The sequence below is a fragment of the Pseudoclavibacter sp. RFBI5 genome (genome assembly GCF_002931395.1).
In the GTDB taxonomy this organism is placed as follows: Bacteria; Actinomycetota; Actinomycetes; order Actinomycetales; family Microbacteriaceae; genus Pseudoclavibacter.
Map to the genome: position 1 here is coordinate 87,744 of NZ_PSYA01000004.1, position 26,175 is coordinate 113,918.

At 69.3% G+C, this 26,175-nt stretch carries 22 protein-coding genes and 1 tRNA gene; 16 read left to right on the top strand and 7 right to left on the bottom strand.

The genetic code is table 11. The features are described from left to right. Window positions 1–5: 5 nt before the first annotated feature. The gene (locus C5E06_RS03340; protein ID WP_104305995.1) at window positions 6–968 is read right to left on the bottom strand and encodes a metallophosphoesterase; all 963 of its coding nucleotides are present in this window, start codon (window positions 966–968) and stop codon (window positions 6–8) included. Between the two features lie 32 nt (window positions 969–1,000). After that, window positions 1,001–3,457, bottom strand: a complete 2,457-nt coding sequence (locus C5E06_RS03345; protein WP_181062878.1) for a transglycosylase domain-containing protein — start codon at window positions 3,455–3,457, stop codon at window positions 1,001–1,003. Window positions 3,458–3,621: 164 nt separating this feature from the next. On the opposite strand from C5E06_RS03345, the gene C5E06_RS19170 reads away from it, so the two are divergent. Together C5E06_RS19170 and C5E06_RS03350 are read left to right on the top strand one after the other, a co-directional pair. Beyond that, window positions 3,622–3,780 carry a hypothetical protein gene (locus tag C5E06_RS19170; RefSeq protein WP_181058021.1) on the top strand — a complete coding sequence of 53 codons (159 nt, stop codon included), beginning with the start codon at window positions 3,622–3,624 and terminating at the stop codon, window positions 3,778–3,780. Window positions 3,781–3,782: 2 nt separating this feature from the next. After that, complete coding sequence (locus C5E06_RS03350) at window positions 3,783–4,244, top strand: RidA family protein (protein WP_104243168.1); 462 nt, start codon at window positions 3,783–3,785, stop codon at window positions 4,242–4,244. A gap of 94 nt (window positions 4,245–4,338) precedes the next feature. Here the strand turns inward: C5E06_RS03350 and acs are convergent, their stop codons facing one another. Next, the gene (gene acs / locus C5E06_RS03355; protein ID WP_104306060.1) at window positions 4,339–6,306 is read right to left on the bottom strand and encodes an acetate--CoA ligase; all 1,968 of its coding nucleotides are present in this window, start codon (window positions 6,304–6,306) and stop codon (window positions 4,339–4,341) included. Window positions 6,307–6,858: 552 nt separating this feature from the next. On the opposite strand from acs, the gene C5E06_RS03360 reads away from it, so the two are divergent. The 14 genes from C5E06_RS03360 to C5E06_RS03425 all read left to right on the top strand — a co-directional run bounded on the left by C5E06_RS03360 (window position 6,859) and on the right by C5E06_RS03425 (window position 20,824). Next, window positions 6,859–8,043: a TadA family conjugal transfer-associated ATPase gene (locus C5E06_RS03360; protein ID WP_104305997.1), complete on the top strand. Its 1,185-nt coding sequence runs from the start codon at window positions 6,859–6,861 to the stop codon at window positions 8,041–8,043. Next, entirely contained in the window at window positions 8,040–9,089 is a 1,050-nt protein-coding gene (locus C5E06_RS03365) for a type II secretion system F family protein (RefSeq protein ID WP_104305998.1), read from the top strand. Before C5E06_RS03360 ends, C5E06_RS03365 begins: the two co-directional genes overlap by 4 nt. A gap of 109 nt (window positions 9,090–9,198) precedes the next feature. Beyond that, window positions 9,199–9,417, top strand: coding sequence for a DUF4244 domain-containing protein (locus C5E06_RS03370; protein ID WP_181058019.1), 219 nt, complete (start codon window positions 9,199–9,201; stop codon window positions 9,415–9,417). Continuing rightward, window positions 9,414–9,782: a TadE family type IV pilus minor pilin gene (locus tag C5E06_RS03375; RefSeq protein WP_258063373.1), complete on the top strand. Its 369-nt coding sequence runs from the start codon at window positions 9,414–9,416 to the stop codon at window positions 9,780–9,782. The genes C5E06_RS03370 and C5E06_RS03375 overlap by 4 nt, the downstream gene beginning before the upstream one ends. Next, window positions 9,779–10,348: an Rv3654c family TadE-like protein gene (locus C5E06_RS19775; RefSeq protein WP_181058017.1), complete on the top strand. Its 570-nt coding sequence runs from the start codon at window positions 9,779–9,781 to the stop codon at window positions 10,346–10,348. The genes C5E06_RS03375 and C5E06_RS19775 overlap by 4 nt, the downstream gene beginning before the upstream one ends. Next, complete coding sequence (gene topA, locus C5E06_RS03385; protein WP_104243158.1) at window positions 10,300–13,194, top strand: type I DNA topoisomerase; 2,895 nt, start codon at window positions 10,300–10,302, stop codon at window positions 13,192–13,194. The genes C5E06_RS19775 and topA overlap by 49 nt, the downstream gene beginning before the upstream one ends. Further along, window positions 13,191–13,829 (top strand): dTMP kinase, encoded by a 639-nt coding sequence (tmk, locus tag C5E06_RS03390; protein WP_104306000.1) that lies wholly within the window; start codon window positions 13,191–13,193, stop codon window positions 13,827–13,829. Before topA ends, tmk begins: the two co-directional genes overlap by 4 nt. A 2-nt stretch (window positions 13,830–13,831) precedes the next feature. Continuing rightward, complete coding sequence (locus tag C5E06_RS03395) at window positions 13,832–15,001, top strand: DNA polymerase III subunit delta' (protein ID WP_104243154.1); 1,170 nt, start codon at window positions 13,832–13,834, stop codon at window positions 14,999–15,001. Then, a complete protein-coding gene (locus tag C5E06_RS03400) occupies window positions 14,998–16,596 on the top strand; it encodes an alpha/beta hydrolase (RefSeq protein WP_104243152.1) in 1,599 nt (532 codons plus the stop codon). The genes C5E06_RS03395 and C5E06_RS03400 overlap by 4 nt, the downstream gene beginning before the upstream one ends. 87 nt (window positions 16,597–16,683) lie before the next feature. Continuing rightward, window positions 16,684–16,759: transfer RNA gene (locus tag C5E06_RS03405), tRNA-Thr, on the top strand. A gap of 95 nt (window positions 16,760–16,854) precedes the next feature. Continuing rightward, complete coding sequence (folP, locus tag C5E06_RS03410; RefSeq protein WP_104299712.1) at window positions 16,855–17,784, top strand: dihydropteroate synthase; 930 nt, start codon at window positions 16,855–16,857, stop codon at window positions 17,782–17,784. A gap of 63 nt (window positions 17,785–17,847) precedes the next feature. Next, a complete protein-coding gene (locus C5E06_RS03415) occupies window positions 17,848–18,630 on the top strand; it encodes a dihydrofolate reductase family protein (protein ID WP_104306001.1) in 783 nt (260 codons plus the stop codon). Between the two features lie 156 nt (window positions 18,631–18,786). After that, window positions 18,787–20,193 (top strand): D-alanyl-D-alanine carboxypeptidase/D-alanyl-D-alanine-endopeptidase, encoded by a 1,407-nt coding sequence (gene dacB / locus C5E06_RS03420; RefSeq protein ID WP_104306002.1) that lies wholly within the window; start codon window positions 18,787–18,789, stop codon window positions 20,191–20,193. A gap of 64 nt (window positions 20,194–20,257) precedes the next feature. Then, window positions 20,258–20,824 carry an isochorismatase family protein gene (locus C5E06_RS03425; RefSeq protein ID WP_104306003.1) on the top strand — a complete coding sequence of 189 codons (567 nt, stop codon included), beginning with the start codon at window positions 20,258–20,260 and terminating at the stop codon, window positions 20,822–20,824. A gap of 33 nt (window positions 20,825–20,857) precedes the next feature. On the opposite strand, the gene C5E06_RS03430 is transcribed toward C5E06_RS03425, so the two are convergent. From C5E06_RS03430 to C5E06_RS03445, 4 genes are all read right to left on the bottom strand, one after another. After that, window positions 20,858–22,879: an ABC transporter ATP-binding protein gene (locus C5E06_RS03430; RefSeq protein ID WP_228497213.1), complete on the bottom strand. Its 2,022-nt coding sequence runs from the start codon at window positions 22,877–22,879 to the stop codon at window positions 20,858–20,860. Window positions 22,880–23,069: 190 nt separating this feature from the next. Beyond that, window positions 23,070–24,479 carry an MFS transporter gene (locus tag C5E06_RS03435; protein WP_104306005.1) on the bottom strand — a complete coding sequence of 470 codons (1,410 nt, stop codon included), beginning with the start codon at window positions 24,477–24,479 and terminating at the stop codon, window positions 23,070–23,072. A 239-nt stretch (window positions 24,480–24,718) separates the two neighbouring features. After that, window positions 24,719–25,354 carry a GTP cyclohydrolase II gene (gene ribA, locus C5E06_RS03440; protein WP_104243138.1) on the bottom strand — a complete coding sequence of 212 codons (636 nt, stop codon included), beginning with the start codon at window positions 25,352–25,354 and terminating at the stop codon, window positions 24,719–24,721. A gap of 14 nt (window positions 25,355–25,368) precedes the next feature. Further along, window positions 25,369–26,106 (bottom strand): polyprenol monophosphomannose synthase, encoded by a 738-nt coding sequence (locus C5E06_RS03445; protein WP_104243135.1) that lies wholly within the window; start codon window positions 26,104–26,106, stop codon window positions 25,369–25,371. Window positions 26,107–26,175 lie beyond the last annotated feature (69 nt).

Here is a 26,175-nt window from a genome sequence, read left to right on the forward strand (position 1 = left end):
GGCGGTCACGATACCCGGGGTAGGAAGGTCAGGAGGGTCGCCTCCGGTGGGCATGCGAAGCGCACCGGGGCGTAGATGGAGGTGCCGAGTCCGGCAGAGACGTGCAGGGCGGCGCTGCGGCCACGCGAGGTCCACGTGCTGAGGCCCTTCACCTGCTCACGCGGGATGTCGCAGTTGGTGACAAGTGCCCCGTAGCCGGGCACGCAGACCTGGCCACCGTGGGTGTGGCCGGCGAAGATCGCGTCTGCGCCCAGGTCGACGAGGCCGCTGAGCACACGCTGGTACGGGGCATGAGCGAGGCCGATCGTGAGGTCCCAGTCCTGGCCCTCCGACGCGTCTCGCAGCGCCTCGCCCGCCGCGGCGAAGTCGTCGGCGTCGATGTGCGGGTCGTTGACCCCGAAGAAGCGGATGCGCCTGCCGGCGACCTCGAGGACGGCGGCAGCGTTGTTGAGGGGCGTCCACCCGAGGCGGTCGAAGTGGGCGGTGAGGCCCTCCGTGTCGAGGTGCGGTGCCTTCTTCGCAACGTGGGTGGAGCTGCTGAAGTACGTGAAGGGGTTCTTGAGGACGGGGCCCAGGTAGTCGTTGGAGCCGTACACGTGCACCGAGGGGATCCCCTCGAACGGCTCGAGCATGCTGGCGACGGTCGGGACGGCATCGACGTGGCCGAGGTTGTCACCTGTGCCGATGACGAGGTCGGGCTGGAGGGCGGCGAGCCATCTGACGAAGTCCTGCTTCTTGCGCTGCCAGGGGGCGACGTGGAAGTCGCTGAGGTGCAGCACGCGCAGCGGGGCCGAGCCCGGGGGCAGGATGCGCGACTCGATGCGTCGCAGGCGGAACGCGCGGCGCTCGATCATCGTGCCGTAGATGGCGGTCGCCGCCCCCACCCCGAGGAGGGTGAGGGCGACGGCGCTTGCTGGTCCGAGGCCGGAAGAGGTTCCTTGGCCCGAGGTGGCGACGGAATTCGCCATGTGGAACTCGTTTCAGTTGGTGCGATGGCCTGCTAGGGGCCGGAAGAGACGTAGACCTGGATGGAACCGCTGCGCTCCAGCTCCGCGCCGGGCGCCGGGTCGGTGCGGATCACCTGTCCCTTCGGGACGGTCGAGCTCTCCTCGGTGAGGATCGCCATCGTGCCGCTGAAGCCGAGCTGGGAGAGCGTGGACTGCGCCTGCTCCTGTGTCTGGCCCGCCAGGTCCGGTGCGACGAGCGCCGCGGTGGTCGGTGTGGGGGCTGGCCCGCGCGACGGGCTGATCGTGATCGTCGTTCCCTGCGTCACGCGGGTGTTCGCGCTCGGCAGGGTGCTCGCCACGGTGCCTTCCGGCTGATCGGATGCGACGGCGTTGCCGACGGACACGGTGAAGCCGAGCCCCTCGAGCGAGGACTTCGCCTCAGCCGTCGTCTTTCCGGTCAGGTCGGGGACCGTCACCTGCTCGTTCTTGACGGCGCTGCCGGTCGGCTCGGGGAACGAGTCGCCGCCGTAGGTGCGCATCGCCTGGGCGATGACGTCGTTAAAGATGACGTGACGCGTCTGGCTTCCGACCGCACGGGGGAGGTCGACGCCGTACATGGGGACCTGGCCGCTGGCGTTGCCCACCCAGACGGCGAGGCCGACCTTCGTGGTGGCTCCGACCATCCAGGTCTGCAGGCCGCTGTCCGTCGTTCCGGTCTTGCCCATGAGCGGTGCGATGCCGGGGTTCGAGGCGCTGCCCGTGCCGCCGTTGGCCACGCCCTGGAGGGCGGAGGTCACACCGGCCGCGACCTCGGGGGTCACCGCCTGGTTGCACGTCGACTTCGGGGCCTCGATGGATGAGCCGTCGCGCAGCGTGATGCTGTCGATCGCGATGGGCGTGCAGGTGACGCCGCCGTTCGCGAATCCGGCCACGGCGGTTGCCATGGACAGGGGCGCGATCGTGTTGGTTCCGAGCACTGCGGCCGGGTTCGATTCGTTGATGGCCCCGTCGGCGCGGTGCGCGCCCATGGCCATCGCGGTGTCGCGGATGCGGCACTGGTCGAGCTGTTCGGCCATGGCCACGTACGCCGTGTTGATGGACTGCGACGTCGCCTGGCGGACCGACACGTTGCCGACCTTCGAGCCGCCGTCGTTCGTCGGCGACCAGGAGCCGCCGTCTGCCCCGAGGCAGGAGTTCTGGAAGTTCGCGAGGTTGAAGGCGCGGTCCTTGCCGTTGACCGAGGAGTTCAACGACTTCCCTGACGCCAGCCATTCGGCGAGGGTGAACATCTTGTAGGTCGACCCGACCTGGAAGCCCGTGGAGCCGCCGTACTCGTAGTCGGTGTTGTAGTTCACCGAGGTGTAGCCCGGTTGAGCGGCCAACTCCTCCGTGTCGCCGAAGGCGGTGTTCTGCACCATCATGAGCACGCGGCCCGTGCCCTCTTCGACCATGGAAGCGGCAGAGCCGATGTCCATGCCGTCGACGTAGGCGGGCACGGACGAGGCCATCGAGGCCTGGCCCTGAGCCTGCATGTCGAGGTCGAGGGTCGTGTGGATCTGGTAGCCCTTGGTCTGGAAGTTGAACTGCCGCTCCTCGTAGGTGTCGCCGAAGGCGGGATCCTGCACCATGACGAGCCGCACGTAGTCGCAGAAGTACTGCGCGTTGCCCTCGGCCGCGCCGCAGCCGTGCTTCGGCTCCGTCGGGCGGGGCTCGACGGGCAGCACGACGGTCGCGTCGTAGGTCGCCTGGTCGATCGCGCCCTCCTCCATCATGCGCATGAGGATGTAGTCGCGGCGCACCTTGTTCGGCTCGATGTTCTCGGGCACGTCGAGGCGGTAGGCGTTCGGCTCCTGCACGATCGCGATGAGGCTCGCGGACTCCTGCAGGTTCAGGTCGAGCGCGGACTTGCCGAAGTAGCGCTGGGCGGCCGACTCGATGCCGTAGGTGGTGCCTCCGAAGAGGGCGATGTTGAGGTAGCCCTGGAGGATCTCGTCCTTGGAGAACTGCTTCTCCACGCCGATCGCGAGACGCATCTCCTGGAGCTTGCGGCCCGTCGTGGTCTCGGTCGCCTCGAGGTAGGCCTTGTCGCGTTCCTCTTGATTGGGGATCGCTTCGGCCGTCTGCACGCGCACGTTGCGCACGTACTGCATGGTGATCGTGGATGCGCCTGCCGCGCCATCGCCGATGACGGACTGGGCGAGCGCACGCGCCGCCGAGATGACGTCGACGCCACCGTGCTCGCGGAACCTGGGGTCCTCCACCGAGATCGCCGCGGCGGCGACGTACGGGGAGATCTGGTCGAGTGGGACCTCTTCGCGGTTCTGGTTGTAGAACTCGGCGAACTTCTGTCCGTTGGCGGCGTACAGCTCGGTCTTCTGCTGCAGTGAGCCGATCTCGAGGTACGTCGGGAGGTTCTCGAACAGCGAGATGGTGCTGTTCGCGGCGACGCCGGTGACGGCGATGAGCGGGGTGATCATGGCCGTGACGAGCACGCCCGCGACTCCGCTCATACCAAGCAGCCCTAGGAGGCCACCCAGAATGTTGCGTTTGGGCGCCCCTGGATTCGTGACAGACATAGGATCAAGGGTAAGTCACACCCGCTCGTGGCGTCTTCAGGAGTGTTCAATGAGTACCCCATGAAGAGCCTGAGCGCTCATCGCACAGGAGGACGTCCATGCAGAAGTGGGAATATTTCATCACCCCGCTCCCGTTGCACACCCCCACCGTCATCCTCAACAACTGGGGTGCTCAGGGCTGGGAGCTGGTGCAGGTTTCCACGAATGCTGAGGGCGGGTCCGTCGCCTACATGAAGCGCCCGATCGCGGGGGAGTGAGCATGAGCCAGGTAGAAGAACGTCTCGGCGCGATGGGAATGGCGGTACCTCCGGTTGCCGCTCCGGTCGCCGCCTACGTGCCCGCAGTCGAGCACGGCGGCCTCGTGTACACGTCGGGGCAGCTCCCGTTCATCGAGGGAGCGCTCCCCGAGAAGGGCAAGGTCGGCGCTGAGGTGCCGCGCGACGATGCCATCGAGTTCGCGGCCTTCGCCGGGCTCAACGCGCTTGCGGCCATCAAGTCCGTCATCGGCGACCTCGATCGCGTGACGCGAGTCGTGAAGGTCACCGTCTACGTCGCATCCGCCCCCGACTTCACCGAGCAGCCGCTCGTCGCGAATGGCGTCTCCGAGATGCTGGGGCTCGCCTTCGGCGACGCGGGCACGCACGTCCGCGCCGCGGTGGGCGTCGCCGTGCTGCCGCTCGACTCACCGGTCGAGGTCGACCTCATCGTCGCGTACGAGTAACGGCCCGCCGCGCGGCGCGAGCAGCTCAACCGACGGAAGCCCTGCATCCCTCCTCCGAGGGGTGCAGGGCTTCCGTCATTCTGGCTGCGTCGGGTCAATCGTCGTCGGCGGCTCCGGATGCGACGCCGGAGGAGATCGCCGACATCACCGAGGCGTCGGTCAGGGTCGTCGTGTCGCCGACCGCCTTGCCGTCTGCCACATCGCGCAGCAGGCGCCGCATGATCTTGCCGGAACGGGTCTTGGGGAGCTCTGCGACGACATACACCTGACGGGGGCGAGCGATCGCGCCGATCTTCGTCGACACGTGCTCGCGCAGCACCTTCGGAGCGTCAGAGGCCTCGATCTCCGCCTTCTTGCTCTCCTTCAGGACGACGAAGGCGACGACCGCCTGCCCCGTCGTCTCGTCGCTCGCGCCGACCACCGCCGACTCGGCGACGAACGGGTGGTCGACGAGCGCCGACTCGATCTCGGTCGTCGAGAGCCTGTGGCCGGAGACGTTCATGACGTCGTCCACTCGGCCGAGCAGCCAGAGGTGCCCGTCCTTGTCGACGCCGGCACCGTCGCCGGCGAAGTAGCGGCCAGGGAACTGGGACCAGTACGTCTCGATGAACCGCTCCCGGTCGCCGTAGATGCCTCGAGTCATCGACGGCCACGGCTCCGTGATCGTGAGGAGCCCCATCTCGCCGGGGTTGACGCGCTCGCCCTTGTCGTTGACGACCTCGACGACCACCCCGGGAACAGGCACCTGCGCTGCGCCGGGCTTGAGCGCGACCTGGCTCGGGATCGCGGAGATCATGATGGCGCCCGTCTCGGTCTGCCACCAGGTGTCGACGACGGGCACGCGGTTGCCGCCGATGACCTCCCGGTACCAGGACCAGGCCTCAGGGTTGATCGGCTCCCCCACGGAGCCGAGGAGGCGGATCGAGGAGAGGTCGTACTTCGCGGGGATCTGCCTGCCTGACTTCATGTATCCGCGGATCGCCGTCGGCGCCGTGTAGAAGATCGTGACGCCGTAGCGCTCGATGATGTCGAACCAGCGGCCGAGGTCCGGGGTGTCGTGCGTGCCCTCGTACATGACCTGCGTCGCACCGTTCGCGAGCGGTCCGTAGACGAAGTAGCTGTGGCCGGTCACCCAGCCGACGTCGGCCGAGCACCAGTAGACGTCCTGCTCCGGCTTCAGGTCGAAGATGGTGCGGTGCGTGAACGACGTCTGGGTGAGGTAGCCGCCGGTCGTGTGCAGGAGGCCCTTCGGCTTCCCGGTCGTGCCCGACGTGTAGAGGATGAAGAGCGGGTGCTCGGCGGGGAACGGCTTCGCGACGTGCTCATCGCTCACCTGCGAGATCTCCTCGTGCCACCAGAGGTCACGCCCCGGGGTCAGCGACGGCTCGTTGTCGGCGCGACGGACGACGAGCACGTGCTCGACGGTGTGCCCGTCTGCCTCGAGCGCCGCATCCACGGTCTCCTTGAGGGGGAAGATCCGCCCCTTGCGGATGGAGCCGTCGCTCGTGATCACGAGCTTCGCGTTCGCATCCTCGACGCGGCTGCGGATGGAGTCGGCGCTGAAGCCGCCGAAGATGACCGAGTGGATGGCACCGATGCGCGCGCAGGCGAGCATCGCGACGACCGTCTCCGGGATCATCGGCATGTAGATGGCGACGACGTCTCCGGCCGCGACGCCGAGGCTCTCCAGGAGGTTCGCGGCCCGCTTCACCTCGCCGAGGAGGTCGGAGTACGTGATGGTGCGCTTGTCGCCGGGCTCGCCCTCCCAGTAGATCGCGACTCGGTCGCCGTTGCCGGCGAGCACGTGACGGTCGACGCAGTTGAAACTCGCGTTGAGCGTGCCATCGGCGAACCACTTCGCGAAGGGAGCATCGCTCCAGTCGAGGACCTCGGTGAACGGCGTCGACCAGTGCAACTCCTTGGCCTGCTCGGCCCAGAATCCGAGCCGGTCTTCTTCTGCCCGTGCGCCGAGGTCGGCCGGCACGGGGGAGGAGGACGTGAAGTCGTCGCTGGGCGGGAAGGTCTCGAGGTCTTCCAGGAGGTGTTCGATCTTGTCAGCCACCACAGGTCCTTTCGCGTCGTTGCGATGCCGCGCCACCTCATTGCGGCGCAGCCTCTGAGAAGTCTACGGAGCCAGCATGTGCTCCGACTCCCGCCTTTCGGGGGGAATGTCGGAGCGCTTCGGAGGATCCCTGCGGCGCCGGGTCCCGCGGAAGTGAACCGGCAGCAGTGCCAGCGGCGACGCGCTCGACGCTCGGTCTCTGAGCGCCGGAGCGCAGCCCACCGGCCTTTCAGCGTGCGGGATTTGTGCAGCCGTGCGGTCGTGAGAGCCCAGCCGAACATTTTTCGATTGTCTGGGAACCAGACGTGGTCTCGGGCGAAATATGCACTAGCATGGACTTCGATGGTTTCGCTCTCTGTCGCAACTGTCGTCGCTCTGCAGCAATCAACCCCCCTGAACGCTGCATGAGCTGAGGCGCTCGGATATCCCCCTGTCCGGGCGCCTCTTCAGTTAACCGCGCGACTCTGCGGCTCCTGGACCTGTGGAGAACGCTCCTCCCCAGTCGGCGCACCGTCGCCCGCGCTCGAGCGCGGCCGTTCGTACGCTTCCTGCATGTCCTTCACCTCAGGCTCCGGCGCAGCGCCCGCCCAGCGGTTCGTCGCTCGTCCAGCAGCCGACCGAGCCGCGTCGCTCACGTTGCCGCCACGCGCCGGTTTCGACGACTCCACACCGCGATCGGTGCGCTCGCTCACCCGAGGCCAAGCGGACGCGTTCGGCCCGCTCGCCGGGTACGTGGCAGACGGCGAGGTGACCGACCTCTTCGTCAACGGCTGCGACGGGCTGTACGTCGACCGGGGGAGCGGCGCCGAGCGGGAGGAGTCCTGGCTGGCCCCGAGCGAGCGGGCGCTGCGGGAACTCGCGGTCCGCATCGTCGCGGCCGGCGGACGGCACCTCGACGAATCCGCGCCATGCGTGGATGTGCGGATCGCCGACGGCATCCGCGTGCACGCCGTGCTCCCGCCCGTCTCGACCACGGGCACCCTGCTGTCGATCAGAGCCCCGAAGGTTCGTCAGCTCACGCTTGAGCAGCTCGACCGACAGGCGTTCTTCGCTCCCGGTGTCGAGGAACTCGTTCGCGAGGCGGTGCGGACCCGAGCGAACGTCCTCGTGACCGGTGCGGGCGGAAGCGGGAAGACGACCTTCCTGGCTGCCATGCTCTCGGAGGCCGATGCGCGGGACCGCATCATCCTGATCGAGGACGTGGCTGAGCTGCGTATCGCGCACCCGCACAGCGTCTCGCTGGAGGCGAGGCAGGCGAACATCGAAGGCGCGGGCAGCGTGCCCCTCGAGCGCCTCGTCCGCGAGTCCCTGCGGATGCGCCCTGACCGCCTCGTGCTCGGCGAGTGCCGTGGCGCGGAGCTGCGGGAGCTGCTGGCGGCCCTCAACACCGGCCACGACGGCGGCGCGGGCACGCTGCACGCGAACTCGCTCGCGGACGTGCCCTCCCGGCTGGAGGCCCTCGGTGCGCTCGCGGGGATGACACCGGACGCGGTTGCGCGGCAGACGGTGAGTGCCATCGACCTCGTCATGCACGTCGAGCGCACCCCGTCCGGGCATCGACGACTCGCGGAGATCGGCGAGTTCCGTCTCGATGCTGCTGGTCGATTGGCGATCGCCACGGTGACGCGCCCGCGGGGCGCGCCCGGCGTCGACGTCGCCGGGTCCACGTCCCTCCCTGAGGCGGGGACGGGGACCGGCGCGACCGGAACCCGTCACCGAGAGCCCAGGCGGTCATGACGAGGCAGGCCATCGACGAGGCCGAGCAGACGGCTGCGGTCGTCGAGCGCCTGGCCGCACTGCTCCTCGGCGGCGCCACGGCGGCCTCCGCCTGGCAGCACGTCGCGAGCTTCGCCGCAGCCGAGTCGGCGCACCCGGCGAGTCATCGCGCTCGGGCGGGAAGCACGCTCCGAGGCGAGCTGCGACGACGAGCGATCGCCGTGTTCCGCGTGAGGGTGGCGCCGCCGCGCGTCGACGTCGCCGAGCCCGTCGAGCTCCGGGTCGCGCGAGGCCTGCGTGCGGGCCAGCGCGTCGGCGCGATACTCCGAGAGCAGCAGGCGACGAGCTGGCGCTCCCTCGGCTGTGCGTGGTCGCTCGCCGAACGCACGGGTGCCCCGCTCGCCCGCGGCCTCGCCAACCTCGGGCAGTCCTTCCGAGATCATGCAGCAGCCGAGCGCGATGTGGAGCTCGCGCTCGCCGGCCCGAGCAGCGCCGCACGCCTCGTCATGGGTCTGCCGGCAGTGGGGGTGCTGCTCGGCCTCGCGCTCGGCTTCGACAGCCTCGCCGTGCTCTTCGGCACCCCCATCGGTCTGGCCTGCCTCGTCGGCGGCCTCGCGCTCATGACGACCGCGCACCTCTGGAACCGCGCCCTCATCGCGGCGGCCTCGAGACGAGACCCGGTGCCGGGCCTTGCACTCGACCTGACGGCGCTCGGCATGCTCGGCGGGGCATCCGCCGGCACCGTCCTGCATCAGGTCGAGCGTGTCCTCGAAGACGCCGACCTGGCCCACGGCGACCGGCCGATTCGGGAAGCCTCGCGCTCAGACGGTCGCATCGAGCGGGTCCTCGACCTCGCCAGAGACGCCGGAGTGCCCGCCGCCGAGCTCCTCCGGAGCGAGGCCGCACTGGAGCGCCGAGACGCCCGAGCCGCATCGAGCCGGAACGCCGCGCAGCTCGGAGTGCGCCTCATGCTGCCGCTCGGGCTCTGCGTGCTCCCCGCGTTCCTGCTCCTCGGCGTCGCGCCGCTCATCCTCGCGGTGCTCACCCAGACGATCTCGCGGCTGTGATGCGCGCCTCGAAGGCGCGCCGCCGCCGCCACTCCTTCGGCAGCCCAGACGGTTGCCCCTCGACGCTCGTGCCGACTCCGAACTGACAACCAATAAGAGAGGTACAACCTTGCTCACCAACGACCGCCTCAGCGCAGGCCCACGCGCCATCCTCACGAGACTCCGAGCCCGTCTCCACGACGAGGAGGGTGCGGCGACCGCCGAGTACGCGATCGCGACCATGGCCGCCGTCGCCTTCGCGGGACTCCTCGTCGTCATCATGCAGAGCGACGAGGTCCGCGAACTGCTCGAGAACATCATCCGGACCGCGCTCACGCTGGACGAATGATGCTCCGGGTGCCGCGGTGGCGACAGCTCGCCCGCTCGTGCCGGGGCTCCGCGACCGCGGAGTTCGCCATCGTCGCACCCGCCGTCGTCCTCCTGCTCGCGCTGTGCCTCGCCGGACTCCAAGGCGTCGTGGTGCAGGTGCGGCTGCAGGATGCGGTCGCCGACTCGGTCAGGCTCATCGCCAGGGGTGACGACGAGGCCATCGCGCGTGCCCGCATCCAGGCGCTCGTGCCCGACGCGAAGCTCGAGATCAGCCACGCGGATGGGCTCGTGTGCGCGCTCGCATCCGCGCCGCTCGAACTCGGCCAGCGGGAGCTGCCCGTCACGGTCGCCGCACGCGCCTGCGCTCTCGGTGGTGGCCGGTGATCGCCGCGAAGCTCGCCGGAGAGCGCGGCGCCGTCGGGGTCGTCGTGCTCGCCGTCGGGCTGCTCGTCCTCGCGATCTCCATCGGCGCGATCGGCATGCTGGCTGCCTTCCCCGCCAGGCAAGCTGCGCAGGCGGCCGCGGATGCCGGGGCGCTCGCGGCGGCGGACGTCGCCTCGGGGTATCTGGACGGAGAACCGTGTGCGGAAGCGGGTCGCGTCGTCGAGGCGAACGGCGCATCGCTGGAGGAGTGCGCGACCGATGGCCGGGAGGCCGTTGTGCGAGTTCGTGTAGAGTCCGGCCCGTTCGTCTTTTCGGAATCGTCGAGGGCAGGACCGCCGCCGGAACGAGAAGACGTGAGGCGGAGCCGCCAGCATTTGGAAGCCTTCCGTTTCAGCCAGCCCGTTCACAGACCAGCCCGTCCATATAATGGGCGCCGACGGGTGGCAACAGCCCCCACATCACTCCGGCCAGCCGGAATCGCCGTGCGAAAGCACGCAGACCCATCCAAGGAACGCTTGTGTCAGGCAGCAACACACTGGTCATCGTCGAGTCGCCGACCAAAGTGAAGAGCATCTCGCAGTATCTCGGTGATGACTACACCGTGCTCGCCTCCGTCGGACACATTCGCGACCTCATCGAGCCCAAGAACCTCCCGCCGGAACTCAAGAAGGGCTCCCTCGGCAAGTTCAGCGTCGACGTCGACAACGGCTTCGAGCCCTACTACGTGGTCTCCGAGCAGAAGAAGAAGACCGTCGCCGAGCTCAAGCGAGCTCTGAAGGACGCCGACGAGCTCATCCTCGCAACTGATGAGGACCGCGAAGGAGAGGCCATCGCCTGGCACCTCCTGCAGGTGCTCCAGCCGAAGGTCCCCGTCAAGCGCATGGTCTTCCATGAGATCACCCGCGAGGCGATCGAGGCGGCCAAGGACCGGACTCGCGACATCGACGTGCACCTCGTCGACGCCCAGGAGACCAGACGAATCCTCGACCGTCTCTACGGCTACGAGGTCTCCCCGGTCCTGTGGCGCAAGGTCGGCCCCGGGCTCTCCGCCGGCCGCGTGCAGTCAGCGGCGACACGCCTCATCGTCGACCGCGAACGCGAGCGCCTCGCCTTCGTCAAGGCCAGCTACTGGGGCGTCGAAGCACGCTTCGCGCCGGAGCCCGGCAAGGACGGCGCAGCCTTCGTCGCCCGCCTCACGAAGCTCGACGGCGAGCGCGTCGCCACCGGACGCGACTTCGACGATCACGGTGTGCTCAAGAACACCAGCGTGATCCTTGGCGAGGCCGAGGCGACCACGCTGACCGTGCAGCTCACCGCGGGCACCGTGCCCCTCACGGTCTCCTCCGTCGAGTCCAAGCCGTACACGCGCCGCCCCGCCGCGCCGTTCACGACCTCGACGCTCCAGCAGGAGGCTGCGCGCAAGCTGCGCTTCACCGCCCGCCAGACGATGAGCGTCGCCCAGTCGCTGTACGAAAACGGGTACATCACCTACATGCGTACCGACTCGTCGTCGCTCTCGTCGCAGGCCCTCAACGCGGCCCGCACGCAGGCGTCGAAGCTCTACGGCGCCGAGACGGTCCCCGCCGCTCCCCGCCTCTACGGCTCCAAGTCGAAGAACGCGCAGGAAGCGCACGAGGCGGTCAGGCCAGCAGGGTCCACCTTCGCGCTTCCCAGCGAGCTGCGCCCCAAGCTGAGCCCGAACGACTTCAAGCTCTACGACCTCATCTGGAAGCGGACCATCGCCTCGCAGATGGCCGACGCCAAGGGGCAGACGGCCACCGTCACGATCGACGCCTCGCCCGTCGACGTGTCCGATGCGCAGGGGACGGTCACCAGCCGCGCGGCGGAGTTCCAGGCATCCGGCACCGTCATCACCTTCCGCGGCTTCCTCGCCGCCTACGAGGAGGGAAAGGACGAAGCGCGCGACGACTCGACGACCGCGGAGGCCAAGCTGCCGCCGCTCGAGAAGGGCCAGAAGCTCGAGACCGAGACGGCAGACGCCAAGAGCCACGAGACGAGCCCACCCCCGCGCTACACGGAAGCCAGCCTCGTCAAGACCCTCGACGAGCTCGGCATCGGCCGTCCGTCCACCTACGCGTCGATCATCTCCACGATCATCGACCGCGGTTACGTCGCACCGCGCGGCAGCGCACTGGTCCCCAGCTGGACGGCCTTCTCCGTCGTCCGCCTCCTGGAGGAGCACTTCCACGACCTCGTCGAGTACAACTTCACGGCGCAGATGGAAGGCGACCTCGACCGGATCGCCGCAGGGTCCGAGCAGCGCAACGACTGGCTGCGTGGCTTCTACTTCGGCACCGAGGACCACAAGGGCCTGCGCGGCGTCATCGACAACCTCGGTGAGATCGACGCCCGTGAGATCAACTCCACCCCCCTCGCCGACGGCATCGTGCTCCGCATCGGACGCTACGGCCCGTACCTCGAGGTGGCGCCGGAGACGGAGGGCGACACTCCTCGCCGCGTGAACGTGCCTGAGGAGCTGGCCCCGGACGAGCTGACGGCCCAGAAGGCGATCGAGCTCGTCGAGGCACCGATCCAGACCGACCGCGTGCTCGGCGTCGTCCCCGAGACCGGCAAGCGCATCCTCGTCAAGGACGGCCGCTTCGGCCCCTACGTGACCGAAGGCCCCTCCGAAGCTGAAGAGGCCGCCGCGGAGGCGGACGCGAAGGCCAAGGCACTCGCGGAAGAGGCGGAGGCGAAAGCCGCTGCGGCCGAGGGGCGTCCCGTCAAGAAGCCGCGCGCCAAGAAGGCCGCCGCGGCAGACAAGCCGCGCACCGCATCGCTCTTCAAGTCCATGATCCCCGAGCAGGTCACCTACGAGCAGGCCATCGGGCTGCTCGAGCTGCCCAGGGTCGTCGGCGTCGACGCCGAGACAGGTGCGGAGATCACCGCGCAGAACGGCCGCTACGGCCCGTACCTGAAGAAGGGGACCGACACCCGCTCCCTCACGAGCGAGGACGAGATCTTCACGGTCACGCTCGAAGCGGCGCACGAGCTGTTCGCGCAGCCCAAGTACGGTGCTCGCACCACGAAGGCCGCGATCAAGGAGTTCGAAGCCGACCCGGTCAGCGGAAAGCCGATCAAGATCAAGGACGGCCGCTTCGGGCCGTACGTGACCGACGGCGAGACGAACGTGACCGTCACACGGGGCGCGAACCCCGAGGATGTCACCTTCGAAGAGGCCGTGCAGATGCTCGCCGACAAGCGCGCCAAGGGACCGGTGAAGCGCAAGACCACGGCCGCGAAGAAGCCTGCCGCCAAGAAGCCTGCCGCGAAGAAGCCGGCGGCCAAGTCGACGACGGCGAAGACGACCGCCGCGAAGAAGCCGGCCGCGAAGCGCGCACCCGCCAAGAAGCCGGCGGCCAAGGCCAGCGAAGCAGCAGCCACCGAATGACGGGCCTCTTCATCACGCTCGAGGGCGGCGACGGGGCAGGGAAGTCGACGCACTCGGGCCTGCTCGAGAACTGGCTGAACTCGCTCGGCCAGCAGGTCGTGCGCACCCGCGAACCAGGCGGCACCGACCTGGGCGCCGACATCCGAGAGCTCGTGCTCCACCGCAAGGGGCACATGGACGCGCGAGCCGAGGCGCTCCTGTACGCCGCCGACCGCGCACAGCACATCGCGACGGTCGTGCGGCCAGCCCTCGAGCGCGGCGACATCGTCGTGCAGGACCGGTACCTCGACTCCTCGATCGCGTACCAGGGGACCGGTCGTGAGCTCGGCGCCGACGAGGTCAGAGACCTCTCGCTCTGGGCCGCGCGCGGCCTCCTTCCCGACCTCACCGTGCTCTTCGACCTCGACCCGGAAGAGGGCCGCCGCCGCATCGGCGAGACCCGCGGCACCTACGATCGGCTCGAAGCGGAGTCCAAGGCGTTCCACGACTCCGTCCGCTCGGCGTTCCTCGCCCTCGCCGCAGCAGACCCCGGCAGGTTCCTCGTCATCGACGCGACCCAGCATCGAGAGCACGTGGCCGAGCTCATCCGCACCCGCGTCGCCGAGCTCCTCGAGCGGCAGTCGGCGGGCGAGTAGCCGTGACCGTCTGGGACGACCTGTCCGGTCAAGACGACGCGATAGCGCTGTTCTCCAACGCGGCGAAAGCCTCGAAGCGGGGAGCGATCGACCCGAGTGGCATGACCAACTCCTGGCTCATCACCGGCCCTCCGGGTTCCGGCCGAAGCAACATGGCCTACGCCTTCGCGGCCGCGCTCCTCTGCCCGGACGGCGGATGCGGGGTGTGCCCGTCGTGCGTGCAGGTGCGCGCCCGCTCACATCCCGACCTCACGGCGGTCGTGACCGAGACCGTGCAGCTGGACATCAAGACCGCCCGCGAGCTCGTCGAACGCGCCTCCATGTCCCCCATGACCGGGCGCTACAGGGTCATCATCGTCGAGGACGCCGACCGCATGGTCGCACGCACCTCCAACACCCTCCTCAAGGCGATCGAGGAGCCGCCGGAATCGACCGTCTGGGTGCTCTGCGCTCCGAGCGAGGCCGACCTGCTGCCGACCATCCGCTCGCGAGTGCGCAGCGTGCGCCTGCGCGTCCCCGCGGTTCGAGACGTCGCGGCCCTGCTCGTCCGGCGGGACGGGATCGAGCCCGACACCGCGCTGCGTGCCGCCCGCGAAGCGCAGAGCCACGTCGGCATGGCCAAGCGCCTTGCGACCAGCGAAGACGCCTGGGGGAGGCGCGACGCGTCGCTCGACGGGCTGCTCGACATCCGCACCACCGGCGAGGCCGTTCGCAAGGCTGCGCAGCTCGTCACCATCGCCGACGAAGATGCAACCGCCAACGCCGCCGATCGCGACGAGCACGAGCGCGCCGCGGCATTCCGCTCGCTCGGGCTCACACCGGGACAGGCGGTGCCACGGCAGTTGCGCGGCCAGATCCGCGAGCTCGAGGAGCACCAGAAGCGCCGGGCCAAGCGAGGGCAGGTCGACGCGATCGATCGCATCCTCACCGACTCCGTCTCCCTGCTGCGCGACCTGCTCATGCTGCAGCTCGAGCTGCCCGTCGAGCTCGTCAACGAGCACCGGAGGAGCGAGCTGGAAGCCGCAACGGGCTCCCGCAGCTCCGACGACGTGCTCACCAGCATCGACGCCGTCAGCAAGGCTCGCGCACGACTCGCCGCGAACGTGCCCGTGGCGCTCGTGCTGGAGGCATTCTTGATCAGCTGGACGCAGAAGCAGCAGGGAGCATCATGACCAGAACGACCACCCGCGCTCGAGCGACGGCGCGGGGCATCGGCGCCTCGCTCCTCACAGCCGCCGTCATCTTCGCGCTCAGCGGATGCACGCTCATCACGACCCTCTCGGGACCCGGAACGTCGGGAGACCGCGGGCCGCAGGAAGACGCGCAGCTCGTGCCCTCCGGGCTCGAGCCGAGCATCCAGGCGTACTACGAGCAGGACCTCGACTGGGGCGACTGCGGCAACGGGCGCGAGTGCGCCACCGCAGAAGCTCCCATGAACTGGGGCGACGGGGCGTCCGAGAAGATCGAGCTCGCCATGGTCAAGGTGCCAGCAGCGAGCGGCAACCCCCTCGGCACGATCTTCACGAACCCGGGTGGCCCCGGTGCCTCCGGCATCTCCTTCGTCCGCGACAGCGCCGAGTACGTCTTCACGCCCGAGCTCATGGACGACTTCGACATCGTGGGCTGGGACCCGCGCGGCGTCGGGGAATCGAGCGCCGTCGACTGCCGCGACGACGCAGGCATGGACGAATGGTTCTACGGCGTCGACGAGGAACTCGACGCCGAGACGGCGACCGACCAGCAGATCATCGACGCGGTGACCGCGAACTCCAAGGAGTTCGCCGACGACTGCCTCGAGAACACGGGGGCTCTCCTCGAGTTCGTCGACACGAAGAGCACCGTCAAGGACCTCGACATGATGCGAGCCCTCGTCGGCGACCCGAAGGTCAACTACTTCGGGTTCTCGTATGGCACCGACATCGGCGCGCAGTACATCGACATGTTCCCCGAGACCGTCGGACGCGTCGTGCTCGACGGCGCGACCGACCCCACGCTCTCGACCTTCGAGGTCGTGCTCGCCCAGCAGGGCGCGTTCGGCGAAGCGACCCGCACCTACCTCGAGGACTGCCTGACGACGACCAGCTGCCCATTCACGGGCAGCGTCGACGACGCGATCGCGAAGATCAACGCCCTCATGGCCGAGGCCGACGACACGCTCCCCAACAACGCCGACGGGCGGAAGCTCACCAGCAGCGTCATCGACACCGCCATCAGCTCGGCCCTGTACAACGACCAGAGCTGGCCGTACCTGAGCGAGGCGTTCGCCGCCTACGAGGCCACCGGCGACCCGGCAGGATTCTTCGCGCTCAGCGACTCCTATTACGGGCGCGAGCCCGACGGCACCTACGCGGACAACATGTTCGAGGCGTTCACGGCCATCAACTGCCTCGACTACCCGGTCGAGACCGATCCCGCGAAGATCGCCGACTTCAACCGGCAGATCGCGGAGTCGACCCCCATCGGCATCCCCGGCCCTGAAGCGCTCGGCGACACGACCTGCCAGCAGTGGGCGTTCCCATCCACCAACGAGCTCGCGCCCGTCACGGGAGCGGGTGCGGACCCCGTGCTGGTCATCGGCACCACGGGCGACCCGGCCACGCCATACGCGTGGGCGGAGGCAGTGACCGAGCAGCTCGAATCGGCCACGCTCGTCACCTTCGAGGGTGAAGGGCACCTCGCCTACACGCAGGGCGACAGCTGCGTCACGGGCGCGGTCGACGCGTACTTCATCGACGGGACGGTGCCCGCAGAGGGCCTCGTCTGCTGACTCCGACACCCCGATGTGCACTTGAGCTGAGTGTGCGTTATGCTTTGGTGTCGAGTTCAGCGCCCCAGGGAGTTGAGCTGCAGGCAGGCCGCCTTAGCTCAGTCGGCAGAGCGATTCACTCGTAATGAATAGGTCGCGAGTTCGATTCTCGCAGGCGGCCCCATCGCCCCTCCGCACTTCGGTGCGGAGGGGCTTTCGTCTTCTCCGGCGGCACCGAGTCGGCCGCGCTCCTCAGCGCGCCTCGCCTACGCTGATGAGATGCTCGAGCGCCGGCACCACCAAGACCCCGACCAGCACCCGCCCCTGGCATTCCCGGGCCTGCGCAGCCCGGTCCATCGCCTCGGCGAGGGGGAGGGGTTCGACTTCTCTCGCCGGGTGGCGGTCATGGCGATCGTGAACCGCACCCCCGACTCGTTCTACGACGATGGGGCGACTTTCGCGCTCGAGAGCGCCGTGGATGCGGTGCTCGCCGCCGAGCGGGCGGGAGCGGACATCGTGGACATCGGCGGTCAGCCCTTCGCGCCAGGTGAGGAGCTCTCCGAGCAGGACGAGATCAGCCGGGTGGTGCCCGTGATCCGTGCCGTGCGGGAGCGGACCAGCATCCCCATCTCCGCGGAGACCTACCGTGCACGCGTCGCCGAGGCGTGCCTCGAAGCGGGCGCAGGCATCATCAACGACACGAGCGGCCTCCGCGACGAAGACCTCGCGCGGGTCGTCGCGGGCTCGGGTGCTCAGCTCGTCATCACGCACAGCGTCGCGGCCCCGCGGGCGGAGCTCGCCCGGCCGCACTACGACGACGTGGTGGGAGAGGTGCGCTCGTTCCTGCAGGCACGGGCCGAGCGGGCCATCGAGCTGGGGGTCGGGGAGGACCAGCTCATCGTCGACCCGGGGCACGACCTCAACAAGAACACGCTGCACACGCTCGCACTGACACGGCACTTCGACGAGATCTCGTCGCTGGGCTTCCCTTCCCTCGCCGCGGTCTCCAACAAGGACTTCATCGGCGAGAGCCTCGACAGGCCGAAGCGGGAGCGGGTAGCCGGGTCGCTGGCGGCGGCCGTCGCGTGCATCCTGCTCGGCGCTCGCATCGTCCGAATGCACAACGTGCCAGAGGCGGTCGACGCGACCCGCATGACCGAGGCGATCCTCGGCCTCCGCGCGCCCGCGTACACGCGACACAACGTCTAGGGCGCCCCCAAGTTCGCACTCGACTCACCACTGCCGTCCACGTCTGCGTGGCATGCTCTCAGCATGAACGCTCCATTCTCGGCGATCCGCTCGCTGCTCGGTCCTGCGGGTGCCCGTGAGCAGCTCGACGACGAGCAGCTGCTCGCCCACTACGCCTACCCCGCGAACGGGGCGTTCCGGCTGAACTTCGTGGCGAGCGTCGACGGGGCTGCGATGGGCGGCGACGGCAGGTCGGGGAGCCTCGGCACCGCCGCGGACCATCGTGTGTTCGAGCTGCTGCGTCGCCTCGCGGACCTTGTGCTTGTGGGGGCTGGCACCCTTCGCGACGAAGGCTACGTGGGCCTTCGAGTCTCCGAGCCCTCCGTGGCCTGGCGCGAAGAGCGGGGGCGCCCCCCACATCCGACGCTGGGCATCGTCTCGAACCGTCTCGCGCTCGACCCGAAGCACGAGATGTTCGCGGATGCACCCGTACCGCCCATCGTGGTGACTCCCGTCTCCGATCCCGAGCGGCTCGCACCGTTCCGGGAGGTCGCGACCGTGCTCACCGTGCCGGAGCATCCGGAGCGCCCTGGAACCCTCGACGTCACCGAGCTCCGCGCCATGCTGCGCGAGCTTGGCCACACGGAGGTGCTCTGCGAGGGCGGGCCCTCGCTGTTCGGCGAGGTCAACGCTCAGGGCGCGTTCGACGAGCTCTGCCTGACGATCTCGCCGGCGTCGGTTGGTGGGCAGGGTGGGCGCATCACGCACTCGGAGACGCTTGCGCAGCACCCGCTCGCCCTTGCCGGTGTCCTGGAGTGCGACGACACGCTGCTGCTCCACTACCTCCGCTCTGCCGGCCTGAGCTGAGGGCTCGAGTCTCCCGCCTGCCCCGCCGAGCGCGCCAGCGGGCAGGAGGCCTCCCCGAATCCTCGGTCAGGCGCGGCGCCCGCATCGCTTGGCTAGACTTGCAGCTTGCCGTGCCGTCGAACGACGACGCGGCCCCTCGTTCCGCCCGGAGGTGACATGGCCAGGTCAGGAAAGTCCCCGCGCTCAGTCGCCAGTCGCCTCGTCGGCTTCGCGTTGGCGGGCGTCCTCGCACTCGGAGGGGGCTTCGCGGCCGGCGCGGCCGGGTTCGCAGCAGCAGCACCGGCGTTCGCCGGCACGTCCGAGGTCCTCCCCGCCAAGTCGCTCGGCGCGGTTCGTGTGGCACCCGTCGAGGCCACCGCCGCCGAGCCGATGCGAACCTGCTCCATCGAGGACGTGGCGAGCGCCGCAGGAGCCCTCGACTTCCACGGCGTGGTCGTCGACTCGCAGAGCGGCGAGGCGATCTACGAGCGCAAGGCGACGGACGCGGTGCCGACGGCATCCGTCATGAAGCTCCTCACCACGACCGCGGCCATGCAGGTGCTCGGCCCGGACTTCCGCATCCCGACACGCGTCTACGCAGGCAGCGAGCCGGGCTCGGTGGTCATCGTGGGAGGTGGGGACGTGACCCTCGCCTCCACCGACACCGGCGCGGGCAGCTACTACTCCGGCGCGACCGCGACGCTCGTCGACCTCGCCGCCCAGACCCGGACGGCCTGGGCGAGCGACCCGAGCCTCTCCGGCACGCCCCTCACCCAGGTGCTCGTCGACAAGTCGGCGTTCAGCGGGCCGGAGTGGCAGCCGTCGTGGTTGCAGGCGGACCGCACCGACGGCTACATCAGCCCGATCTCGGCGCTCATGGTCGACGGCGGACGCCAGAACCCGGCGAGCCTCGTCTCGCCCCGCACGGATGACCCGAGCGGCGCCGCCGCTGGCGCGTTCGCCACGAGGCTCGGAGCCGCGACGGCAGGCGCGAGCGGCACCGTGCCGGAGGGCGCGACGCTGCTCGCGGAGGTCTGGTCGCAGCCGGTCTCCGAACTCGTGCACTACGCCCTCATCGACAGCGACAACAACGTCGCCGAGATGCTCTCGCGGCTCGTCGCGATCGAGCAGGGTGTCGGCACCGACTTCGCCGCCATCCAAGCCTCGACCAGCCAGGCACTGTCGACCCTCGGCCTCGACGCCGACGGCCTCGTCCTCGCGGACGGCTCCGGTCTGTCCGCCGACAACCGAGTTCCGCCCGAACTCGTCGCCGAGCTGCTGCAAGCCATCTCGCAGCCGGACATCGCCGCGTCCCAGATGCTCGACGACCTGCCCGCATCCGGCCAGACCGGCACCCTCCAGACGAGGCTCACCTCCCTGGGCGTCCCCCCAGGCGCCATCACCGCGAAGACCGGGTGGATCAACGAGGTCTACGGACTCGCCGGCTACATGACCGCCGCGGACGGCAGCAGGCTGACCTTCGCGTTCTTCGTCGTCGGCGCCGTGACGCCCGCCAACCGCGACGCGCTCGACAGCATCGCCGCCCGCGCCTACTCGTGCGGCGCATCCCTCGCCAACTGGTGAGCGACGAGCTGAGCGGGCGCGGATGCGCCTGGCTCATCCAGGAACGCTGCGGCAGACTGGGGGCATGAGCCGCGCACTGCTGATCGTCGACGTCCAGAACGACTTCACCGAGGGTGGGGCCCTCGAGACAGCCGGTGGTGCCGCCGTGGCCGCTGGCATCACCGAGCACCTCGCGGAGCACGGCGAGGACTACGCGGTCGTCGTCGCCTCGCGCGACTGGCACGACGCCGACAGCGACAACGGTGGGCACTTCCACCCGCAGCCCGACTTCGTCGACAGCTGGCCGGAGCACTGCGTGGCCGGCACGCCGGGCGCCGACTACCACCCCGCGCTCGACACGAAGCTCGTCGACCTCCACATCTTCAAGGGGCAGGGCTCGCCGTCCTACTCGGCTTTCGACGGGGCCACCGCCGAGGGCGAGCCGCTCGCCGAGGCGCTGCGCGCTCGCGGCGTCGACCACCTCGACGTCGTGGGCATCGCGACCGACCACTGCGTGCGGGCATCCGCGCTCGACGCCCACCGGGAGGGGTTCGCGGTGCGTGTCGTCGACGGCCTCACCTCAGCCGTGGCCGCAGCGTCCCGCGCGGCGGCTCTCGACGAGCTGCGTGCCGCCGGCGTCACCGTCGAGTAGCGCTCCTGCCCGCGTGCGGGCCAGCTGGCCGGCTCAGCGGGGGAGGAGCAGCTGGTGCTGTGCGAGCTCCCGGTAGAGGGGGACCGTGTCGACGAGCTCGAGGTGCTTGCCGCGGCCGAGCACCTGACCGTGCTCGAGGACCACGATCTCGTCGCTGTCCACGACCGTCGACAGGCGGTGGGCGATGACGATGACGCTTCGACCTTCCGAGACCTTGTCCAGGGCGTCGCGCATGAGCCGCTCGTTGGCACCGTCGAGGGCTGACGTCGACTCGTCGAGCAGCAGGATGGGCGGGGCCGAGAGCAGGGCGCGGGCGATCGCGAGGCGCTGGCGCTCGCCGCCGGAGAGCATGACGCCGGACTCGCCGACCTGGGTGTCGAGCCGGTCGTCGCTGCGGTCGAGGACGTCCCCGAGGTTCACCTCGCGGAGCACCTCCTCGCAGGCGACGTCGTCGGCGTCCGGTCGGCCGAGGAGGAGGTTCTCGCGCAGGCTTCCGGCGAGCACGGGCGCGTCCTGCTGCACGTAGCCGAGCTGTGCGCGCAGCTGCTGTCGGTCGATGGAGCGGAGGTCCACGCCGCCGAGGCGGATACTGCCACCCGTGGGGTCGTAGAAGCGCTCGAGCAGGGCAAGGGCCGTCGACTTGCCCGAGCCGGAGGGGCCGACGAGGGCGAGGCGCTCGCCGCGGCGCAGCGCGAAGCTGACGCCGTCGAGCACCAGCGGCGCCTCGACGCGCGCCTGAGCCCCGTCCTCCGCGAAGAGTCGAGCATCGGGGTCGGACGCGGCGCCCGTCATGGCCGCTGCCATGCCGCCGCGCGACGACTCTCGGCGGATCGTCTCGAGCCGCGCGGCTGCCCGCTCGCGAGCTGCCCGCGCGCGCACGACGTCCTCCGGGTAGTGGAAGGTGACGTCCTCGAACTCCACGGCGGGCGCGTCCGGTGCCCCGCGCTCGTTGGCCGGCCCCTCGAGGACGACCAGCGCCGCCTCGTCGCGGTCGCCTGCCCCCTCTTCGGGGATCGCGATGATCTCCTCGATGCGCCCGAGCGCGCCGAGGGCGGTGTTCACCGCGGTGAGGGCGCCGAAGAAGAGGCCGAGCGGCATGATCATCATGAACAGGAACATGATGAAGGCGATGAGGTTCGCGATGCTCAGCTCGCCTGCCGCCACGCGCAGGCCGCCGACGCCGAGCACCGCGATGAGCGCGCCCTGCATGGCGAAGCCCGCGACGGGCACGATGAACGCGGAGATGCGGGCCACGTCGAGGCCACGCTGGTAGGCGCCGACCGCGTCGGTGTCGACGAGGCGCTCCTCGCGTTCGGTCGCGCCGAACGCCCGCACGGTCCTGACCGAGGAGATGGCGCGTTCGACGGAGGCGGTGAGGTCGCCCACCTTCTGCTGGGCCGCGGCGCTGGCCTCGCGGATGCGCATCGACATGCCTACGACAAGCAGCAGGGCCACGACGACGACGGCGAAGGTGATGAGGAACAGGACGCCATCGAGCACGATCATCGCGACGACGGCACCGATGAAGGTGAGGGCGCCACCGATGGCTTCGACGAGTCCCTGCGTGAGCACGGCCCGGAGCATGGTGGTGTCGCTGCCCACGCGGGAGACGAGGTCGCCCGTCCTGCGGGCGTCGAACTCGGCGACCGGCAGCCGCAGGAGCTTCGCGACGAGGCGGCGTCGCGTGTTGAGCACGATCGACTCGCCCGTGCGCTGCAGGAGGAAGTGCTGGACCCCGTTGGCGATAGCGCCGATGACCACGGCGCCCACGAGCACCCACACGACCCAGGCGGCGATGGTGCCGACCTCGACCTGGCCGATGAGCACGTTCACGAGCAGCGGCTGGGCGAGGCTCAACGCCGAGCTGAGCACGCTGATGGCGATGATGCCCGCCAGCAGCGGCTTGTTGACGAGGAGGTGCGGGAGGAGCTGCTTGAAGGTCGCCCTCGGTGCGCCCGACGCCTCACGAGCCGGTCGCCCGGGGAATCCCCTGCGCTTCTTCTGCGCCGTCTCCCCGCTGCCAACTGCTCCTGCATCCACTGGCTTGTCGCCCAAACTCCTGGCCTTTCGCCCGCAGCGCGCCGAGATGCGCGCACGCCGATGGCGCGCAGTCGTGTGCGCGCACCCGCCAAGGGTACCCGCCCCGACCTGGGGCATCCGCCCCTCCCGGCCCGCTGGGCAGGCAGACGACAAGGGGCCGTGCATCCGCAGTGGATGCACGGCCCCCGTCGATGAGGCGCGGCGACTACTTCGTGTTGGTCACGTATGCGATGTCGCGGGTCTCCTTGGAGATCAGCAGCGCCACGAAGGTGAGGACCGCGGCGCCGGCGAGGTACACGCCGACCCAGAACGGGCTGCCGTCGCCGAACGCCCAGAGCGCGATGAAGACGGTCGGCGCGAAGCCGGCGCCGAAGACGCTCGAGAGGTTGTAGGCGATGGCGCTTCCGGTGTAGCGCACGTTGGCGGGGAAGAGCTCGGGGAGGACGGCGCTCATGGGGCCGAAGGTGAGGCCCATGAGCGTCATGCCGATGACGAGCATTCCCTGCGTGCCGATGAATCCGCCAGCGAGTAGCGGCGTCATGGCGAAGCCGAAGATGAAGATCGCGCCGGTGGTCCAGAGCAGCATCTTGCGGCGGCCGTACTTCTCGGCGAGCGGGCCGGAGACGAGCGTGAAGATGCCGAAGAAGACGACGGAGACGATGAGCATGATGAGGAACTGCTCGCGCATGTAGCCGAGACCTGGCACCCAGGCTGCCGGGTCGAACGCCTCGCCGGCTGCTTCGGCCTTCGCGGCAGCCTGCTCGGTCGTGGCCTTCGTCCCGAAGGACAGAGTGAACGCGGTCATCATGTAGAAGAGCACGTAGGTGGCGAGCATGATGAACGTGCCCAGGATGATCTGGCGCCAGCTGGTCTTGAACGCTGCGAACAGCGGAACCTTGGAGACCTCGCCTGCGGCGACGACCTTCTCGAACGCGGGCGTCTCGAGGAGGCTGATGCGCACCCAGAGGCCGACGATGACGAGGATGGCGCTGAGGAGGAACGGCACTCGCCAGCCCCAGGCGAAGAAGGTCTCGTCGCTCATGAAGTGGGAGAGCAGCACGAACAGCAGGTTGCCGAGGATGAAGCCGATGGGGGCGCCGAGCTGCGGGAAGGTGCCGTAGATGGCGCGCTTGTTCGCCGGGGCGTTCTCCGTGGCGAGGAGGGCCGCGCCGCTCCACTCGCCGCCGAGGCCGAGGCCCTGGCAGAAGCGCATGATGACGAGCAGCGTCGGCGCGAGGATCTCCCAGCCGGGCGTGAGCGCCGTCGGGAGGAGCCCGATCGCGAAGGTGGCGATACCCATCGTGAGGAGCGTCGCGACGAGGGTGCCCTTGCGGCCGATGCGGTCGCCGAAGTGGCCGAAGAGGATCGACCCGATGGGGCGAGCGATGAAGGCGACGCCGAAGACGGCGAACGAGGCGAGGAGTGCCGTCGTCTCGTTGTCGTTCGGGAAGAAGAGGGCCGGGAAGACGAGGCTCGCGGCGGTCGCGTAGATGTAGAAGTCGTAGAACTCGATCGAGGTTCCGACGAGGCTCGCGGTGAGGACCTTGCCGCGGGAGTTCTTGACCTCAAACTCCTCGACGGACGCTCCGGTCTTGGTCTTGCTGGGGGATGACACGTTGCTCCTGAGACAGCTGGCTCGCTGGTGAGTCGCGGTTTCGGTGCGGGTTGCGCGGTGCTTGAGCTCAGAGCAGCGGTGGGTGGAACGCGTCGGACCGTGCGGATGCGAGGTGGATTGACGCGTGCTCGGTCGGATGCTTGTGGCTTCCGGCCGAGACGAGGTTACACGTCATTCGTCGCTTTCGCTGGCCCACTACCCAATCGTGGGCCGCATGAGGTATGCGGTTCCGGCTGTGCTCAGCTGGCGGCGTCGTCGTTCGGCAGCTGGGGAAGCTCGCTCATGATGTGACCCATGCGCTGGACCTTGGTGGTCAGGTAGGCGAGGTTCGCGTCTTCACGCCCCACCTCGAGGGGCACGCGCTCCTCGACCGTGATGCCGTGCGCTTCGAGGGCCTCGGCCTTGGCGGGGTTGTTCGTGAGCAGGCGGATGCGGGAGATCTGGAGGTCATCGAGCATCCGGGCGGCTGCCGTGTAGGCACGGCTGTCGGCGGGGAGGCCGAGCGCGAGGTTCGCATCCACCGTGTCGAGCCCCTGCTCCTGCAGGGCGTAGGCGCGGAGCTTGTTGAGGAGTCCGATGCCGCGGCCCTCGTGGCCGCGGAGGTACAGCACGATGCCGCCGTCGCGACCGATCGCCTCGAGGGAGGCGTCGAGCTGCGGCCCGCACTCGCACTTCAGCGAGCCGAAGGCCTCACCCGTGAGGCACTCGGAGTGAACGCGCACGATGGCGCCGTTCTCGGGCTCACCGGAGATGATCGCGAGGTGCAGCTGCCCGTCGGCGTCGTCGGTGTATGCGCGGAAGCGCAGGACCCCGTGGCGCGTGGGGATCGAGGTCTCGGCCTCGAAGGTGACGGAGGAGGTGGGTGCGTCGCTCATGGAATCGCCTTCGCTCAACGACCGGTCAGGCGCGAGAGCGCGCCGAGTCGGTAGCCGAGGCCCCAGGCGAACACGCGCCAGACGGCCTCGACGATGATGTCGCTCGACATCTTGGATGCGCCTTCCTGGCGTTCGACGAACGTGATGGGCACTTCGCTCACGCGAATGCCGGAGCGTTCGAAGAGCCAGGCCATCTCGATCTGGAAGCAGTAGCCGGCGCTCTTGATGCGGCCGAGGTCGAAGCCCTGGAGGAGGTCGACGCGGTAGCCGCGGTAGCCGGCGGTGATGTCGCGGATCTTGCTCTGCAGCAGCACGCGGGCGTAGATGGACGCGCCGCGGGAGAGGATCTGGCGCTGGAGGGGCCAGTTCTCGGTGCGCCCGCCGGGCATCCAGCGGGTTCCGATGACAAGGCCTGCGCCAGCATCGAGCGCGTCGATCATCTCCGGCAGTCGCTCGGGCGGGTGCGAGCCGTCGGCGTCGAACTCGAAGACGTAGGTGTAGCCGCGCTCGGCTGCGAGCGCGAAGCCCTCGAGGTAGGCGGTGCCGAGACCGAGCTTGCCGGCGCGGTGCAGCACGGTGACGCGCTCGTCGGCCGCGGCCATCTCGTCGGCCATGTCGCCGGTGCCGTCTGGGCTGTTGTCATCGACGACCAGCACGTGGATACGCGAGTCCGCCCCGAGAACACGGTCCACGATGGAGCGGACGTTTTCGCGTTCGTTGTAGGTGGGGATGATGACGAGCGTTTCGGGCATTGCGTCATCCTAGCGCGGAGATTCGGCAGAAATGGTGCGATCAGCTGGGGTGTGGGAAGTGCCCAGCTC